11 protein-coding genes are annotated in these 18,551 nt (G+C 44.3%); 8 read left to right on the top strand and 3 right to left on the bottom strand.

All coding sequences use genetic code 11. From position 1 onward, the window contains the following. Nucleotides 1–26 precede the first annotated feature (26 nt). Genes F0U83_RS12950 through brxL form a run of 7 tightly spaced genes read left to right on the top strand, consistent with a single transcriptional unit; the run spans nt 27 to nt 14,094 of the window. Nucleotides 27–614, top strand: coding sequence for a DUF1819 family protein (locus tag F0U83_RS12950; protein WP_138986810.1), 588 nt, complete (start codon nt 27–29; stop codon nt 612–614). Between the two features lie 46 nt (nt 615–660). Continuing rightward, nucleotides 661–1,284, top strand: coding sequence for a DUF1788 domain-containing protein (locus tag F0U83_RS12945; protein WP_170221747.1), 624 nt, complete (start codon nt 661–663; stop codon nt 1,282–1,284). 37 nt (nt 1,285–1,321) lie between these two features. Further along, nucleotides 1,322–4,894 carry a BREX system P-loop protein BrxC gene (gene brxC / locus F0U83_RS12940; RefSeq protein ID WP_138986811.1) on the top strand — a complete coding sequence of 1,191 codons (3,573 nt, stop codon included), beginning with the start codon at nt 1,322–1,324 and terminating at the stop codon, nt 4,892–4,894. Continuing rightward, a complete protein-coding gene (pglX, locus tag F0U83_RS12935; protein WP_138986812.1) occupies nt 4,894–8,397 on the top strand; it encodes a BREX-1 system adenine-specific DNA-methyltransferase PglX in 3,504 nt (1,167 codons plus the stop codon). Before brxC ends, pglX begins: the two co-directional genes overlap by 1 nt. Continuing rightward, on the top strand, nt 8,397–9,443 hold the full coding sequence (locus F0U83_RS12930) for a PDDEXK nuclease domain-containing protein (RefSeq protein ID WP_138986813.1): 1,047 nt from the start codon (nt 8,397–8,399) through the stop codon (nt 9,441–9,443). The genes pglX and F0U83_RS12930 overlap by 1 nt, the downstream gene beginning before the upstream one ends. Continuing rightward, nucleotides 9,436–11,988, top strand: a complete 2,553-nt coding sequence (gene pglZ, locus F0U83_RS12925; protein ID WP_138986814.1) for a BREX-1 system phosphatase PglZ type A — start codon at nt 9,436–9,438, stop codon at nt 11,986–11,988. Before F0U83_RS12930 ends, pglZ begins: the two co-directional genes overlap by 8 nt. A gap of 54 nt (nt 11,989–12,042) precedes the next feature. Then, nucleotides 12,043–14,094 carry a BREX system Lon protease-like protein BrxL gene (gene brxL / locus F0U83_RS12920; protein WP_138986815.1) on the top strand — a complete coding sequence of 684 codons (2,052 nt, stop codon included), beginning with the start codon at nt 12,043–12,045 and terminating at the stop codon, nt 14,092–14,094. Nucleotides 14,095–14,146: 52 nt separating this feature from the next. Here the strand turns inward: brxL and F0U83_RS12915 are convergent, their stop codons facing one another. Then, nucleotides 14,147–14,530 carry a YbaN family protein gene (locus F0U83_RS12915; protein WP_138986816.1) on the bottom strand — a complete coding sequence of 128 codons (384 nt, stop codon included), beginning with the start codon at nt 14,528–14,530 and terminating at the stop codon, nt 14,147–14,149. A 150-nt stretch (nt 14,531–14,680) separates the two neighbouring features. On the opposite strand from F0U83_RS12915, the gene F0U83_RS12910 reads away from it, so the two are divergent. Continuing rightward, nucleotides 14,681–15,076, top strand: a complete 396-nt coding sequence (locus tag F0U83_RS12910; protein WP_138986817.1) for a ribonucleotide reductase subunit alpha — start codon at nt 14,681–14,683, stop codon at nt 15,074–15,076. A gap of 5 nt (nt 15,077–15,081) precedes the next feature. On the opposite strand, the gene F0U83_RS12905 is transcribed toward F0U83_RS12910, so the two are convergent. Together F0U83_RS12905 and F0U83_RS12900 are read right to left on the bottom strand one after the other, a co-directional pair. Further along, nucleotides 15,082–16,809, bottom strand: coding sequence for a bifunctional protein-serine/threonine kinase/phosphatase (locus F0U83_RS12905; RefSeq protein WP_138986818.1), 1,728 nt, complete (start codon nt 16,807–16,809; stop codon nt 15,082–15,084). Nucleotides 16,810–16,871: 62 nt separating this feature from the next. Continuing rightward, nucleotides 16,872–18,344, bottom strand: a complete 1,473-nt coding sequence (locus F0U83_RS12900) for a NarK family nitrate/nitrite MFS transporter (RefSeq protein WP_138986819.1) — start codon at nt 18,342–18,344, stop codon at nt 16,872–16,874. Between the last annotated feature and the right edge of the window lie 207 nt (nt 18,345–18,551).

Raw genomic sequence — 18,551 nt, 5'->3', positions numbered from 1 at the left:
TCGGTATGTTTGAGGTTTAATAAATAGTGAGCGGAGCAAAATATACTCTTAGTTTCACAACTGGCGCGGCGCTGATGCATGAATCAGTGCTAGTGGCTAGTTTGTATGCAGAGCTTCAGGGCTGGCCTGAAGTTCGATCCAGAGTAATGGCTGAAAATAGCTTTCAGTCACGTACTGAGAGTACCTTGAAAAAGCTCTATGGAGAAGTTTCTAGAAGGCTGAAGCACCTAACTGATGATCAGTTAAATCTACTGGCTACTGGTACTGAAGCACAGAAAAAGGCTTTAGTTTGGTTGGCTATTTGCCGCCAATACCAATTTATTTATGACTTTACCATTGAGGTCATCGTTCCCCAATATGACTCAGCACGGTTTTTGTTGACTCATGAAGACTATGATGCATTTTTTAATGCGAAGGCTGAGTGGCACGATAATTTGGATTCAGCCTCGCGACAAACAAAAGCAAAGGCGCGGCAAGTGGTTTTTAAAATGCTGCGTGAGTGCGGTTTTGTTGGGGATGGGAATGAATTAATGCATCAAATATTCAATGAGCAGTTGTGCCAAGTGATTGGTAAAGCATCTGGTGATTTAAGACTCTTTCTCGGCAATGGTTAAGAGCAATGATTGTAAATTGGGCTGCGGATATGAATAAGAAAGCGCGATGAAAAAATTAAAGCACACAACGATAAACACTAGGAATCTTCAGGAATGCCAAGAGCATCTTATGAAGGTCATCTCTAGTGACGCGTTTTTGAATAATGAGGGCTTGAACAATGAAGTCCCTTTTCATATCTGTCCTTATGAGCCATCTATTCAGAAAGATATAACGCAATTAACAAAACAACTTCGCAATGACCTTGAGGATAAAAAGATAAAAACGCTGGAAATAAACCTGTATGACTTAGTGGTTGAATTATTGAAGCGTGAAGGCGACTGGGATTGGATATTAGAAAATGAGCAGAAGATGTCCAGAGAAGAGCTAAAAGAAGAGCTTCAAGGCATTCTAGATATTGAAACCGTCATAACGCCGGAAATAGCGAAAAGAGTGGCAGATGAAAAACATGACTTAATGCTGCTAACAGGTATAGGAGAGGTATTCCCCTATATAAGGTCACATAACATTTTAAATAACTTGCAAAAAACAGCGAAAGATAAACCAACGTTAATGTTTTTTCCGGGAGAGTACCAGCATTCGTTGGAAAGTGGGGCATCCTTAGTTTTGTTTGGGAGTTTGCAAGATGACAAGTATTACAGGGCGTTCAATATACTAGACCGTGCAATATAAGCGTAGAGCGACTCTAAATAGGTGGTAAGGGATAAATATGCAATTAGAAAACCTATTCGTAAAAGCTGTAGACCGCCCTATCGAGGGTGTAATCAAAGCTGATGATGACGTTTCACTCTATGTCGAGCTTGATGAATATGTCATAACTAACGAAGTCGCTAAGCGACTTGATTTATTTCTTGATGCCTACCTTAACTACCAAGGTGCTAACGGTGTTTGGGTATCAGGCTTCTTTGGTTCTGGTAAATCCCATTTACTGAAAATGCTCGCTTTGCTATTGGAAAACAAGCCTATCGAAGACATTGCGCCTCTAGATATATTCCTAGAGAAACAACCGCTCAATGAAGGGGGCATATTTGCGAACGACCTAAAGCGTGCGGTCTCAATTCCTTCTGAAAGTATTCTCTTCAACATCGACCAAAAGGCAGACGTCATCAGTAAAACTGAAATTGATGCCTTAATTGCAGTGTTTGTAAAAGTATTTGATGAACACTGCGGTTACTACGGAAAGCAGGCTTATATCGCCCAGTTCGAGCGAGAACTGGATGCAGACGGCCATTTTGAGGCATTTAAAAGTGCATTCCAGAATGTCAGTGGTATGGATTGGGATAAAGGCCGAGCCCGTGCCAAGCGAATGGCAGACTCCGTAGATAGTGCCTATTCGGAAGTATCCGGCCAATCTGTCACAAGGATATTGGATAAGTACCGTCAAGACTATCGACTATCAATCGAAGATTTTGCCGATCAAGTAAAAGTTTATATCGATAATAAAGAGCCAGAGTTCAGGCTGAACTTCTTTGTTGATGAGGTTGGTCAATACATCGCCGATAACGTCAAACTCATGACCAACTTGCAAACGGTTGCTGAAAGCTTGGCGACTAAATGCCATGGTCAGGCATGGATCATCGTAACAGCACAAGAAGATATGTCGTCGGTGGTGGGTGAAACTAGCAAGCAGCAGAGCAATGACTTCACCAAAATCCAAGCCCGCTTTAAAAACAGAATGAAGTTAACGAGCCAAGACGTAGCAGAAGTCATTCAACTACGTTTGCTTGAGAAGCGTGAAGAGTATATCGAGCAGCTCAGTGATTTGTTCCACCAGCAAGAAAATAACTTTAAAACCTTGTTTGATTTTGCTGATGGCTCGGCAACCTACCGAAACTATCGAGATCGTGAGCACTTTATTCAGTGCTACCCCTTTGTGCCCTATCAATTCACGTTGTTTCAATCGGCTATACAAAACTTGTCAACTCACAGTGCATTTGAAGGGAAGCACAGCTCGGTGGGTGAACGCTCTATGCTGGGTGTCTTCCAACAAGTTGCTATCGCAATCAAAAGTCATAAGTTAGGAGAGCTAGCGACGTTTGATTTAATGTTTGAAGGAATTCGAACGGCATTAAAAACCGCGACCCAGCAGTCCATTCTAAAAGCCGAGCAGAATCTCGATAATCAATTCGCTATTCGGCTATTAAAAGCGTTGTTCCTTGTGAAATACATCAAGGAATTTAAGCCAACTATTCGAAATCTCTGCGTATTAATGCATGATAGTTTCGAGCGCGATATCCCGTCTCTCAAACTGCAAGTAGAAGAGGCTTTAAATATTCTTGAGAAAGAGACATATATTCAACGTAATGGCGACTTTTTCGAATACCTGACGGATGAAGAGCAAGATGTAGAGCAGGAAATCAAGAATACTGAGGTAGACAATGCTGCTGTAGCGTCAGAGCTGGAAAAGCTGATTTACGATGGTGTACTGAAAACGCGAAAAATTCGTTGGGATGAAAACGGCCAAGACTACCCCTTTACCAAGCGGCTTGATGACAATCTAAGTGGCCGTGAATACGAATTAGCGATCAACGTGATCACTTCATTTCATGATCATCGTGATGCTTTTGAAAAGCACAAGTCAGATACTGTCTTTAATGATGAACTGCGTATCGTCCTGCCAGAAAGTGAGAGGCTGGTTCGAGACCTGATCTTGTATAAGCAAACTGAGAAATATGTTGCCCATGAGACAAGAACCACTCAACAAGACAGCATAAAGCGAATTCTCGCTGAAAAAGGCTCCCAGAATACTGAGAGGCTCAATCAGCTAAAGCAGTTGAGTTCCAAGCTAGTGGGAACAGCAAAGTATTTTGTTGCAGGGCAAGAGCTGGAGCTGAGCGGTGAAGACGGCCAAAGTAAAATGATAAGGGCTTTTGGTGAGCTAATTAAGCACACATACCCAAATCTAAAAATGCTGCGCAGCGCGCAATACAGTGAAGCTCAAATAGCGGAAATTCTCACTCAAGCCGAGCAAGGCTTATTCGGTGAGGAAACACAGTTGCCTGAGCCGCAACAAGAGATGCTGTCGTTTATTCAGAGCAATAATCGTGGGGGCATACGCACTACGGTTAAAAGCCTGCTTCAAAAGTTTGAATCTAAACCTTATGGCTGGTCATTCGCAGCCGTGCTATGCACGCTGGCGCACTTGTGCGGCAGAGCCAAGATTGAAGTTCGAGAATCCACCAACTTACTGGATGACGCAGAGCTATCGCGGGCGCTTAGAAATACTGCTTCACACGGAAACTTGATTCTTGATCCGCAGGTTGAATTTAGTCAGTCACAGATTCGTAAGGTAAAAGAATTCTATAACGACTACTTTGAAAAAGTCGCACATGCAACCGAAGTGAAGGCGCTAGCGAAAGAGGTTCAAGAAGGCTTTGCTGAGCAGGCAATTGAATTAGACAAGCGTTTGGCGCAGGCGACACAGTATCCATTTTTACGCGCCTTAAGCCCTATTGTATCCGAGTTGCAAGAGCTGAAATCTAAGCCATATACATGGTTCATGTCCGAGCTAGCCTCGCAAGAAGACAAGTGGTTTGACTATAAAGAGAAGACCATTGACCCAATTTTGAAATTCATGAAAGGGCCAAATAAAGAAAGTTTCGATGAGGCAAGAAAGCTACTCGAAGATCAAAAGCCCAATCTGGAATATGTCAAAGGCGACGAACCCCAAAGCCTGAGAGAGGCCTTGGTTGATCCAACTATTTATAAGGGCTCTGCCGTTCAGCAACTCAAAGCAGATTGTGCGGCACTTCAACAGAAAATTGAAACCCAGATTGACGCTGAGCGCAACCAAGCACAAACCGTAATTGAAGCGCTAAAAGCCAAGTTGCTGGGCTACGGGGAATTTCAAAAGTTAGAGGCGGATAAGCAGGCCACGTTAAGAGCTGCTTTTGATGAGGTTGAATCTAAAGTTACGAGACAGTCCCTGATTGCGATGATTCGCGATGAAGCTCGCCGCTTTGAAGATCAACGTTACGCCTCTCTTGTACAACAACTTATGGAGTGGAACCAGCCGGAATCCGAGAAACTCGCTGGCCCAGTTGAAAGTGTTGAGCCTAAATCACCAAGCGAGGGGCAGTCTCCGGAGTCAACTGAGAATAAGGTTGATTCAAAGCCAGCAGTAGAGAAGCAGTTCAAACCAGCAACAGTATCTGCAAAAAATATCCAAGTTAACTTCCGCAAGCCTTGGCTAGCCGACGAAGCCGATATCGATGAATATCTTGCTAAATACCGCGATGCTTTGGTGGAAGAAATTAAGCAAGGTAAGAAGGTGCAGTTGTAATGGAAACCTCAAAACTCAAAAAATTCGCACAATTTGCCCGTAGAAGCCTCATTGAACAGGTGGGTAGCAAGCTTGCGCAGGTACTAAAAGAGGAAAGCTCGGAGCGCCGTGAGCTTCCCAAGGTTGTCGCAAAGCTAGAGGGTGGATTAAAGCAAAAAGGCAAAGAACAACTGATTGAGCAGGTGGCATACGTCTGGTTCAACCGCTTTTGTGCGCTTCGTTTTATGGATGTGAATGGTTATAACCGTATAGGTGTGTTGTCTCCCGCAGAAGGGCAGTTCCAGCCAGAAATACTGGCAGAAGCCAAAGCAGGTCATATTGATGAGGGTGTGGTCAATGATTCATCTAGAGAGAAAATCTTTGGTCTCTTGAATGGCTCTATAAAAAGTCGAGATGGGCAATCAGAAGCCTATCGCTTACTGATTGTCTCGGTCTGTAATGATTACCACCGCATCATGCCATACCTCTTCGAGCGCATTGAAGACTACACAGAATTGCTAATGCCTGATGACTTGTTGTCGGGCAACTCCATACTTGCCTACACCCGCGAGGCAATGACGCCAGAAGCCTGTGAATCTGTTGAATGTATCGGTTGGCTTTATCAGTTCTATATCTCAGAGAAAAAAGATCAGGTTTTTGAAGGGTTAAAGAAAAACAAAAAGATCACACCCGAGAACATCCCAGCGGCTACACAGCTATTCACCCCGCACTGGATTGTACGTTATCTGGTTGAGAATTCATTAGGCCGCTTGTGGATGTTGAATAATCCAAGCTCAAAAGTCATTGAGCAGATGGAGTATTACATAAAGCCCGTTGAAGAAGAGTCTGACTATCTTAAGATCACCAGCCCTGAAGAGATCAAAGTCTGCGACCCAGCCTGTGGTTCAGGTCATATGCTGACCTATGCCTACGACTTGCTTTACTCTATCTATCTGGATGCTGGTTACGATCCCGTTGATATCCCAGAGCTAATACTCACTAAGAATCTATACGGCATAGAAATCGATGAACGCGCCGCAGAACTGGCCGCATTTGCGCTGTCCATGAAGGCGCTCAAGGGTAATCCGAATGATGACAGTAATAATCGTCGCCGTTTCTTCCGTAACCCAATCAAACCCAATGTTTGTCGCATAGAAAGTATTGCCTTCAACAGCGATGAGCTGAATGAATATATTGAGTTTGTCGGTCGAGACCTGTTTACCCAAGACTTGCGAACTACCTTAAAAGAATTTGAAGAGGCTGACAATTTTGGCTCTTTAATTCAACCAACCTTAAAGTATGCTGAGGATGTAAGAGCTGATTTAGATGCAAAAGATGTTTCGGGACAGTTGTTTTTGGCAGAAATTCACAAACGCGTTTTACGAGCTATAGATCAGGCTGATTACCTGTCTCAGAAATATAATGTAGTTGTCGCTAATCCTCCCTACATGGGTGGAAAGGGTATGAATCCTAGATTGGCTAAGTGGGCAAAAGATAATTTCCCCGATAGTAAGTCAGACCTATTCGCAATGTTCATAGAGCGCGATATTGGTTTGACGGTCAATAAAGGGTTTTCAGCAATGATAAATATGCAGAGCTGGATGTTTTTATCATCGTTTGAAAGGTTGCGTCATAAGTTACTAAGAATGGCAACTATTACCTCTATGTGTCATCTGGGTGCAAGGGCATTTGATAGCATTGGTGGTGAGGTGGTCTCAACTACTGCGTATGTCTTAGAGAAAGGGAGTAATCCGCAGCGTAAAGGCCACTTTGTTCGTTTAGTTGATGGGAAGTCAGAAGCAGAAAAAGCACGATTGCTGTTACAGGCCTTGCGCGATCAAAACTGTAGTTGGTTTTACACAACCTCTTCAGAAAAGTTTCGTGTAATTAGTGGCTGCCCTATAGCTTACTGGATTAGTAGTAGGTTGGTGAGTTCTTTTAAAGAGAAAGAATTAATAGGGACAGGTTATGAGGTTAAGTCTGGGTTGACGACCGGAGATAATGAAAAATATTTGTTCTATTGGCACGAGGTTGGGTATTCAAGAATTTATTTTGGGTGCAAAGATGAGCAAGAGTATTTTTCACCGCACAACAAAGGTGGTGAATTTAGAAAATGGTACGGCAACATAGAATATGTCCTTAAGTATGGTGAGAACAATGTTGTTAACATGAAGAAATTGCCGGGGTTTAGAAACGATGGGGTCGATTACTTTTTTAGAGAAATGATCGGCTGGAGTAAGATAACTTCCGATAAAAGTGGGTTTCGATACTACCCAGAAGGACTTTCGTTTAACACTGCGGGCTTGGCAATATTTAGTCGCAGCGAGTCTGCGCAAGTTGACTATTCTTTGTTAGGTTTTCTTAACACAAAATTGTCAGAGCTGTTTGTGAGACTTCTTAATCCCACTATGAATGTCAGTCCCGGAATAGTGAAAAGCATACCGTTTGAGTCGGTTAATGTCGTGTCGCAGGTTAAACGCTGTGTCGAAATCTCCAAGATTGACTGGGATTGCTTTGAGTTGTCAATGGACTTTAGAAAGAACCCACTTCTTGAATATGCCGAGGAAAATGATTCGATAGCGAAAGCATATAAATGCTGTAAGGAATCATGGGAGGCGTTGGTTGTTGAATTGCAGCAGCTCGAAGTAGACATCAATACAAGATTTATTAACGCCTATGACGTTGAAGAAGAGGTTTCGGCTGAGGTCTCGTTAGATGAAATTACTCTGAATATTAACCCTGAATTTAAGTACAGTGCGTCCAAGGAAAGTGTAAAGAAGGAGAAAATGCTTAAGGGTGATGCGATTAGAGATTTCATATCTTATTCCGTTGGTTGTATGCATGGGCGTTATTCCCTTGATGGGGAAGGACTTGTTATTGCTGATAGGTCGAAAACTCTAAAAGAATTTATGGAACACTGCCCCAGGCTAAAATATATGCCGGATGAAGATAATGTCACCCCAATGATCGACTTCGAAGGCGACTGGTTCGAAGATGATATCAGCGAACGCTTTAAAGAATTTCTAAAAGTCACCTTCGGCGAAGAGCACTTCGTTGATAACTTAGTTTTTGTCGAAGAAGCCATCGGAAAAGACATCAAGAAGTACTTCGTTAAAGACTTCTATGCCGACCACGTAAAACGTTATAAAAAACGTCCAATCTATTGGCTCTTTTCTAGCCCCAAAGGCACCTTTAATGCCTTGATCTATATGCATCGCTATCGCTCCGATACCGTAAGCGTTGTATTAAACGACTATCTCCGAGAATTCCGCACGAAGCTGCAAGCGCGTAAAGAAAGCTACGAGCAAGTTGAAATAAGCGGCTCGAGTAGCCCGAAAGAAAAAACGCAAGCGATTAAGGCTATCGATAAAATCAAGAAAGTCTTGGATGAGGTGAATGACTACGAGCGCGATATTCTCTACCCCTTGGCTGGCCAAAATATTGAGATTGATTTGGATGATGGCGTAAAAGCCAACTACCCAAAATTTGGCAAGGCACTTAAGAAAATTGCGGGGTTGAGTTGATGGTGAAAAATACTCAAACCCCCACTATGCCCAACGGCTACGCGCCCTGGCTTGCGGATTTAAAAACGCGTATTCAGGGAGCGCAAAGCGGTGCGGCCTTAGCTGTTAATCGTGAATTGGTACAATTGTATTGGCATATAGGCCATGAAATTTTAACTCAACAACAAGCGCAAGGCTGGGGCGCGAAGGTGGTTAAGCAGTTGGCGCAGGATTTAAAGCGGGCGTTTCCTGAGTTGAAAGGTTTTTCTCGCGCAAACCTAATGCATATGCGTGCTTTTGCTGATGCTTGGCCTGATTTAAATCAAGATGCAATTGTCCAACAGGCTGTTGGACAATTGCCTTGGGGGCACAATTTAGCCTTGCTCAGTAAAATAAAAGATACCGAACAACGTTTGGCTTATGCTACGCAAGCCATAGAGCACGGCTGGTCACGCAATGTATTGGTGCACCATATTGAATCCAATCTGCTCACACGCCAAGGGGCGGCAACCACTAATTTTAAAGTGTCGTTGCCTGAGGCTACATCAGAATTAGCGCAACAAACCTTAAAAGACCCGTATATATTTGATTTTTTATCCCTTGGTGCTGAATCGAAAGAGCGCGATATTGAACGTGCCTTAACGCAACACATTAGCCAGTTTTTATTGGAGTTGGGTGCCGGCTTTGCATTTGTAGGCAAGCAGGTGCATCTTGAGGTGGCGGGCGATGACTTTTACATCGACCTTCTTTTTTATCACCTAAAACTGCGCTGCTACATTGTTATTGAGCTAAAGGCGGGTGCCTTTAAACCTGAGCATACTGGCCAGTTAAACTTTTATTTGTCGGCGGTAGATAGCCAAGTAAAAACCGATGCCGATGCCCCAACCATTGGTTTATTGTTGTGTAAAACGCGCAACAAGGTGGTTGCGGAATACGCCTTGCGCGACAACAGTAAACCCATTGGTATTGCCGAGTATCAGTTAGCCCAGTCGCTGCCAGCCGATTTAGAAGATCAGCTGCCAAGTATTGAACGTATTGAGCGAGAGCTAGGGCTGAATAATGACTGAAAACCGTATTCAACAAGCCATCAGTCGTTTATTTCAAAAGCACCGTATCGTGTTCTGGTATGACGATAAGCAAGAGCTGCGCGATGCTTTTGAAGCCCTTGCTATGGAGGGCGTTGAAAAGCTGGAAATTCAGAATAACGAATTTGGCATTAAACACAAACTGCTGCGTGAGGCACCAAAACAATCCTTCTTGGTTTACAAAGAAGGTAAGCAGCCAGAGCCTCTACAGAACTGGCTGTTAGATGTTGAGCTGGCGAACACGACCTTTAGAACCGATCAGGTAGCGATTTGGCTAAGTGAACTTGAGTTACCAAATGAGTTTACTGAAATTGTAGAAAAGCATACCGCTTTTTTTGATACCGCAAAGGCTAAGGTACAAGCGGAAAAACGGAAAGTTACGCTTAAAAAGCTACTCAATAATGAGGATACTCTCAGTAAAGTGCGGTTAAAAATGCTGGCTGTGTGCGTTGATGCTACTCAACTGGCTGATGCGCGTATTGATGTAATACTTGAAGCTTTGTTGGCGGAGTTGGTAAAACCAAAGCAGGCGCTGTTCGGATTGATACAGCGTTGTGAATTAGATGGCTTTTTGTGGCAGCAAGTAGAGCGTTTTTATGGCTATACCAGTAAGCAGCCCACGGTAAAAGACTTTGCGATTGAGCTATTTAAGTCTTGCTATTCTATGGGCGTAAACTCGTCACTCAATGGCGATGGCATTAATCTATCCAGTGATGCCTTAGTGTTTTTTAAACGCTGGAAAGACAGCCGTACACACCAAGAGGTGTTCGAAGCGCTATCGGATAATTACGCTGAGTTACTAGCGGTCGAAGAAGACCTAAACAAGCGAAATCTAAAAGAGGTCATCGAGCTAGATTACTTCCGTTTGATTGATAAAAAGGTGATCTATGAGCTGGTGAAGGCTGTCGAGCAGCGAACCTTGTCAGAGGGTGAAGTAACATTGTGGTGCCGTGGCAGACGCCAAGGTCACTGGTTTGGCGAGTTTAAATTTCTTTATGAAGCTGTCGATATTGCCAGCCAATTCTTTGCCCTGTTGGATGCTATTGCGCTTGATATGGCGACATCGAGTGAAGCTGTTCAGGGCTATGTTAGCCACTGGTATAAGCTGGATCAGCTCTATCGCCAGTATATCTATTGCCTTAAAGCGTCTTCTCAGAACACCTTGCTTAATTCACTCAGCGAGAAGATTGAAAATCTTTATACCAACCGCTATGTGCTGCCGCTGAATAATGCGTGGCAAACCCATGTGGATGGCATGACAAAATGGCAAGTACCTGATGTGACGTCTCAAAACCAGTTCTTCAGTAAATGGGTAAAACCCTATTTAGATAAGAACAACAAGATTTGTGTGATTATCTCCGATGCCTTCCGTTATGAGGCGGGTGAAGAGATGGTTGGTCGTGTACGCCAAGAAGATCGTTACCAAGCCAAACTAGAGCATGCGCTTTCTTCTCTGCCAAGCTATACGCAACTTGGCATGGCCTCACTTTTACCACAGGGTGACGCCTTGCTGAATATCGCTGATAATAAATCGGGGACGGTGAGCGCAGGAGCCCAGACTACACAGGGCACGGAGAATCGCGACAAGGTACTTAAGTCGGCGCTAGTTGAGCGTGCGGGTGCGGTGCAAGCCAAGCAAGTGCTAGAGATGACCATTGCTGAAAGCCGTGAACTCATCAAAGCGCACGATGTGGTTTATATCTATCACAATCGCATCGATCACACTGGCGACAAAATGCAGTCCGAAGGTGAGGCCTTTGAGGCGGTAGAAAAAACCTTTGATGATCTAATGAAGCTCATTAAAAAACTCGCAAATGCCAATGTAAACAACCTGCTGATAACTGCGGACCATGGCTTTATCTATCAGAACAAACCTTTAGAAGACAGTGACTTTTTGGCAAACGATGTCAAAGGCGAGGTGCTGTATAACGATAGGCGTTTTGTATTAGGCAAAAGTCTGAGTTGTGGCCAGTCTTTGAAGTCATTTACTGCCGAACAACTGGGCTTATCCGGTGATGTTCACGCTGTTATTCCGAAAGGTATCCAACGACTGCGTTTAAGTGGTTCTGGTAGCCGCTTTGTGCACGGTGGTGCTTCGTTGCAAGAAGTGATTATCCCGGTGATATCAATCAACAAGAAGCGTCAGAGCGATCTGACCTATGTTGAAGTGGATATATTGCGCGGTGGCACTAATGTCATTACTTCTGGCCAGCTTTCAGTTACGTTGTATCAGACCGAACCTGTGACAGACAAAATTCGCCCCAGACAGTTTAAGGCAGGTATTTATACCGAGAGCGGTACGCTTATTTCTGATAAGCATGACGTATTACTTGATTTAACTTCGGAAAACCCACGAGAGCGTGAACTGAAGCTACGATTTGTGCTCACGCAAGAAGCCGACGCGGCGAACAATCAACAAGTGTTACTTAAGCTAGAAGAGCCAGAGGAAGGCTCAAACCAATATCGAAAATACAAAGAGCTGCGCTATACCATTCGGCGTTCGTTTACGAGTGATTTTGATTTTTAATGGTGAGTTGGCAGAACTAAACAAACTAGAAGACGGAACTTCTGAGGAAAAAGAATGACAGGCTTAAACCAAAAAATATGCGATGTATTTGCGGGCTTAGTGGTGCGCAAAGATTTGGTTAAAACCGTAAAAGGTAATGCAATAGTCCCTTCTTATGTTCTGGAATATTTGCTTGGTCAGTATTGCGCAACGAATGATGAAGACAGTATTGAAAGCGGCATCCAAACGGTAAAAGAAATCCTAGCTAAACACTACGTACATAGGAATGAAGCGGGGCTGATCCGATCGACTATTCGAGAGAAAGGCCGCCACAAGGTTATCGATAAAGTTAGCGTCGCCTTGAATGACAAGAAAGATTGCTATGAAACCCAATTCGCAAATCTATGCATAAAGAAAGTTCTAATCGATTCTGGAACAGTAAAACAGCATCCCAAACTATTGGTAGGTGGTGTATGGGTTATCGCCGATATTGAGTATGAACATACTGAAGACAAAGACGCGAGCCCGTGGATACTAAGCACGATCAAGCCGATCCAGATGTCTCATTTCGACTATGACAGCTACATAGAAGCGCGTAGTCAATTTTCCTTAGATGAATGGATTGACGTGCTCGTCCAGAGCATTGGCTTTAACCCAGGGTACTTTGGCAAGCGTAGCAAGCTGACTCAGTTGGTCAGGCTCATTCCGTTTTGTGAACGAAACTACAACCTTATTGAGCTGGGACCAAAAGGTACGGGTAAGTCTCATATATACTCTGAATTCTCCCCGCACGGCATTTTGCTTTCGGGCGGTGAAGTGAGTGTGCCAAAGTTATTCGTCAACAACTCTTCTGGAAAGATCGGCTTGGTTGGCTATTGGGATACCGTGGCTTTCGATGAGTTTGCTGGCAAGCAGAAAAAGGTCGATAAAGCCCTTGTCGATATCATGAAGAACTACATGGCAAACAAGTCATTCTCTCGTGGTGTTGAAACCTTGGGTGCTGATGCTTCCATGGTGTTTGTGGGTAACACAGAGCACAGCCTCCCGTATATGCTCAAACATTCAGATTTGTTTGATGCACTGCCAGAGAAGTTCTACGACTCCGCCTTTCTTGACCGCTTACATTTTTATATTCCGGGCTGGGAAGTGGATATTATCCGTGGCGAAATGTTCTCGAATGGCTACGGTTTTGTCGTGGATTATTTGGCTGAAATTCTGCGCCACCTTCGTAACCAAGATTATTCAGATCAATATAAAGAGTACTTTACACTTTCATCAAACATATCAACTCGTGACCGGGATGCTATCAACAAAACGTTTTCAGGGTTGATGAAAATTCTTTTCCCGCAAGGCGGAGCAACGGCAGAAGAAATCGAAGAAATTTTGAAGTTCGCAATGGAAGGCAGGAAGCGGGTTAAAGATCAGTTATTCAGAATTGATACGACGTATGCTGATGTCAATTTCGCTTATTCTGATAAATCGGGTAAAGAAAAGCCCATCGCTACGTTAGAAGAACTTGAATACCCAAATTACTTCCACAAGACAGTTTCAAGTGACGACGTCAGCCTTCATGAATTACAGCCCGAAAAGGAGGCATCTGATACTTCATCGGCTGAAGCAAAAATTGTAGAGGAAAAACAGCCTATAGAAGGGCATCTTACCTTTTCTGAAAATCAGCGGGGCGTTTCTTATGACGACCTGTTCTCACCCTATTTACAGGGTGCAAAACACATCACCATTACTGACCCTTATATCCGTCTCTTTTTCCAAGCGCGTAACCTGATGGAATTGCTCGAAACTATCGTTAAAGGAAAAGTAGAAGAAGATGAGGTGGTAGTGAGCTTAGTGACCGTTGAGGATGAGTTCAAAGGGGATCAACAACGGGAGTTCTTTGAAAAGATACAGAGTGAAATGTTCACAGTAGGCATTAAATTCGCTTATTCCTTTGATAAAACTGGTTCGCAGCATGCTAGGCATATCGTTACTGATACAGGGTGGAAAATCTCCCTAGACCGAGGGCTCGATATCTTTCAGCAGTACGATATGGGAGATGCGTTTCAGCTTGCTAATCGCAACCAGAAGTATCGGGCGTGCAAAGCATTCGAAGTGACGTACATCAAGATATAACTCTACGTAGTATATGATAAAGTTGCTATTCGTTGCCTTCTTTTATCCTATTTCACTTCGTAACAGGCTCAGACGGTCTACTCCAAATAAACACTAGCGCGCCGACTACTGTCGCGGCGGCGAGCCCTTTTAAACCTAAATGGAAGCTTTTGAAAAGCAGCGGGTAGCTTACCATTACCAGCATCATGCTGGTGGCAAGCAGTTTGGCTTTGAAGGGGATAACGCCATGGTTTTCCCAATCCCTGATCAGGTGGCCAAACCAGGGATGGTTGAGCAGGTACTGGTGTAATCGTTCTGAGCTGCGGGAAAAGCAAAAGGCGGCCAGCAGTAAAAAGGGTGTGGTTGGCAAGAGTGGTAATACAACGCCAATTAGCCCTACCAATACGCAGAGCAGGCCTGCTAGCAGGTATAACAGACGTATAATCTGTCGGCTCATACTTTTCCTTATGCTATTTTCTTTAGCCCAGTACTCAAGGGGTTAGCTTTAAGATAGCGCATTTTCTCGCCCTTGATATACCCCTTCAGAGGAATAAGCTGTTGTTCTCTCCTGTGTAACAATGGTGGGCAGTACTATTAAGGAGGTTTTATGAGCGGTGAATTTTCAAAGTTGATCGAAGCTGCAAAACAACAGGAGCAACCGCAACGTTTGTTAATGTTATTTGCAAAAGCGGAAGGTAATAAGAAAAAAGGAAAAAACGCTGTTAACGAGACAGGTACGGTTACACCATTAATGTGTGTCGATAAGTTGCCAGAAGAGCTGCGGAGCTTTGATGCCCTGATTAAAGAGGCCGATGGTATTTCTGAGGATTGGAACTTTGTCTTAATCGCTGGCCTAGGAGGGAGCGATGGCGTTGCGCCACCGACCGAAGCGGCTGAACCTTACCTAAATCAGATGGCCAATGATGTGATGATGGGGCAAGATCTGACGGGATATACGATTCTTGATCGTCAGCAAAATCCTGTGCTACTCCAAGCTAGGTAAACATCTTAATCTTGTAGCCAAAGAGCGGCGATAAGGAACATCGAGGTGATAAACCAGACTAACGACATCATCTGCCAAAAAATAATATTGTAAGTTTGCTTCTCTTCCTTTTTAGGTAGTAAAAAGCTTGGATTTGGGTGTGTCGCGTCCTGCAGAAACTGTTCTATGGATTGATAACGTTCTTCGGGCCTAATGGAGAGGCCTTTCATGAGTGCTCGATCAAACCAAATAGGAAGGATGGGGTTATAGCGATCGGAGGGTATATATTTTAATTTCTCTAATTGCTGTGGCGTTTCGCAGCGCTCTAACCCCTCTCCGTAGGGCAGGTGATGGGTGAATATTTCATAAGTTATGCAGGCTAGAGAGAACAGATCGCCCTTAATACCTGTATTCTGGCCGAGTCTTAGCAGTGGGTCGGAGTAGTTAACGGTCCCCAGAATTTTATCCCGCTCGATGGGCACAAATATCTCGTCGATACCTGAGACATAAACCGAACCAAAATCGACAAGTGTGATATGCCCCTCTTTTGAAATCATAATGTTGCTGGGCTTTAGGTCTTGGTGAAGCGTTTCTCTTTGGTGAAAAGCTTTTAGGCCCTTGGCGATCTGCTTAACCAGTTTAATGGCTTCTGCCGGTTTCGGGTAAGGGTTCTCTTCAATCCACTGCTCCAGCGTAATACCGTCTACTTTTTGCATTAAGTAGTAAAGGAAGGTTTTAGGGCGGTTAGAGTTACAGATACGCACAACATGGGGGCTATCTATACGACTACCAACCCACTCTTCCATGATAAAGCGCTCAATATAGGCAGGGTCATCATTGTAGTTTTGGGAAGGGGTTTTCATGACCCACTCTTTGCCATCAGATAAATCCTTTACGCAATAAAGCTGGCTACGGTTGCTGGCATAGAGTTCGGAGAGGATTTCGTAGTCATCAATGCGCATTCCAGGCTCTAGATCAGGGGGGAAAGGAAGCGCCGTTAATTTGTCGGTGAGGTCATCAATACTTTCTCGAACCACTTGATCTACACGTATCAGTTGGCAGCTTAGGTTATCAGTGCTGCCCGCATTGTAGGCTTCAGTTATTAGCGTTTCACAGGCCTCATCCAGCGAGTCTGATTCATGAATAATGGTCTGGATCGTTCGTGGTTGTAACGTATCGTGAACGCCATCAGTCGTTAGTAAGAAGATATCGTGAGGCTCGATGGCGACGCTTCGGTAATCAATATCCAAATGAGTATCCATGCCCATTGCGCGTGAGAGGCAACTGGAGCTTTGGCTCAAAGGGGTCACATGATCGGTTGTCAAACACTCCATATGATCACCACGGATACGATAGATGCGGCTATCGCCAATGTGAAAAAGGTGAGCGGTATGAGATTTGATCACCAGTACCGAAAACGTACAAACAAACCCCCGAGTGCTGCTCAGGTATTCATGACTTCTGGCGTAAAGTGAGCGATTGATTGAGGTGAGGACTTTTTGTGCAGATTTTTTGACGGTCCAAATGTCAGGGGTGTCAAAATAGTCATTGATAAACTCCCGCACGCAGTACTCAGCGGCTTCGGCTCCCGCCTCAGCTGTGCTGACACCATCGGCGATCATACCACAGGCACCTTTCGTCGTTAGCAGATTACCCATAGGCATAAAAAAGCCCAAGCAGTCTTCATTACGCGCTTTGCGGCCGGTAATGCTCTGTTGGGCGGTGGATAATCTGATTTCACTGCTCAGGTGCATAATGCTTATTCCCCAGAGAAGGATGAGGGAGCAATGATGCTCCCTTTTTTGACTATAGCGTGTTATTCAACATCAATCAGCTGTACGGTGCCGTCAGGTAGAATCTCCGCCATTTTACCTGAGGGTTCATCCATAAATTGAACAAACAAGAAGACAACGGCTGCAGAAGCCCCGATCACCATGAAGAAAGTTGAGTAGTCCACGAAAGAGAGCACAGTTAAATAGCAAACAGCACCCACATTACCGTATGCGCCAGCCATACCTGCAATTTGGCCTGTCATGCGTCGTTGGATCAGCGGTACCGCTGCAAAGACAGCGCCTTCGCCTGCTTGAACAAAGAAAGAGCAGCACATAGTTGCAATAACAGCGAGCGGGATAAACCAGTTTGAATCAATCTGGCTAAGTACCATATAGCCGATAGCTAAACCTGCGATCAAAATCGATAGGGCTTTGCGACGACCATACTTATCGCTGAAGTGTCCACCCGTTGGGCGAGCAACCAAGTTCATAAAGGCAAAACCAGAGGCTAATAAGCCCGCTTGTACAGGGCTTAATCCCTCAAATGTTTCTAAGAAGAAGAGCGGTAACATAGAGACGACAGCTAGCTCTGATCCGAAAGTGACGAAGTAGGCGACATCCAACACCGCTACTTGTTTGAACTTATAGCGCTGGATTTCAGGTACGCCATGTTTTAAGTTTTCTTCGTTTACGTGGTAGATAGCTCGAACCTGAACCACAAATAACACGACTAATACGGCGTAGATACCATAGGTTGCTGTTTCGTTCAGTAGGCCGAGGTTAGAAGGTGAAAGCTTCCAAGTAAGTATTGCCAGTGCAAGGTACATTGGAATGTTCATTAATAGGTAAAAGAAGAAATCGCCTTTGCTGGTGACCTCTAAACCACCGTGTTTTTTCGGCTTGAAGTAAGTTGAGCCTTTTGGGGTGTCACGAGCAATTTTTCGGTAAAGTAAGCCATATAGGAATGCGAATACCCCAGTCATACCTAGCGCATAGCGCCAGCCATCCTCTCCACCGAACATTAAAGCAACCGTAGGCAGTGTCATAGCTGCAGCAGCAGAACCGAAGTTACCCCAACCACCGTAAATACCTTCGGCAATACCGACCTGTTTTGCAGGGAACCACTCAGAAACCATTCGAATACCGATAACGAAACCAGCACCGATGAAACCGCTCAGAAATCTTAATATCGCTAGTTGTTCGTATGTTTGAGCCGAGGCAAAGGCGATGCAGATCACGCCCCCGACCATCAACAACATACTGTAAATAGCGCGGGGACCATACTTATCTACAAGCGTCCCAATCACGATACGGGAAGGGATGGTTAGAGCAACGTTTAAAATTAACAGGGCTTTGACTTCTGCAGTTGTGAGGTCAAATGCCACTTTGATAGCTGCCAGTAGTGGTGCATGGCTGAACCACACAACAAAGGTCAGGAAAAAAGCGAACCAAGTGATATGTAATGTTTTAATTTTGGGGTCGCCAAAATTAAGCAATCGAAGTTTTTCAGTGGTCATAAGACTACTCCTGCAGCGGAACAGATCGCGACTACATGTGCGAATGAAACGGAAGTTAACAGTCTATCGATGTCGGTTTTTCGAAAGCCTGCTTACCAAGATGAGGCAAAAGTAGGTCAGATTCAGATGCAGCGTGTTGATGTGAATCAAAGCTTGTGAATAGCGAAACTTACCTAAAAATCGTAAGTACCTCCAAATAGGTATTAC

The organism is Neptunomonas concharum, from assembly GCF_008630635.1.
GTDB classification, from domain to species: Bacteria; Pseudomonadota; Gammaproteobacteria; order Pseudomonadales; family Balneatricaceae; genus Neptunomonas; species Neptunomonas concharum.
This window is presented reverse-complemented; position numbering and strand designations above follow the sequence as displayed.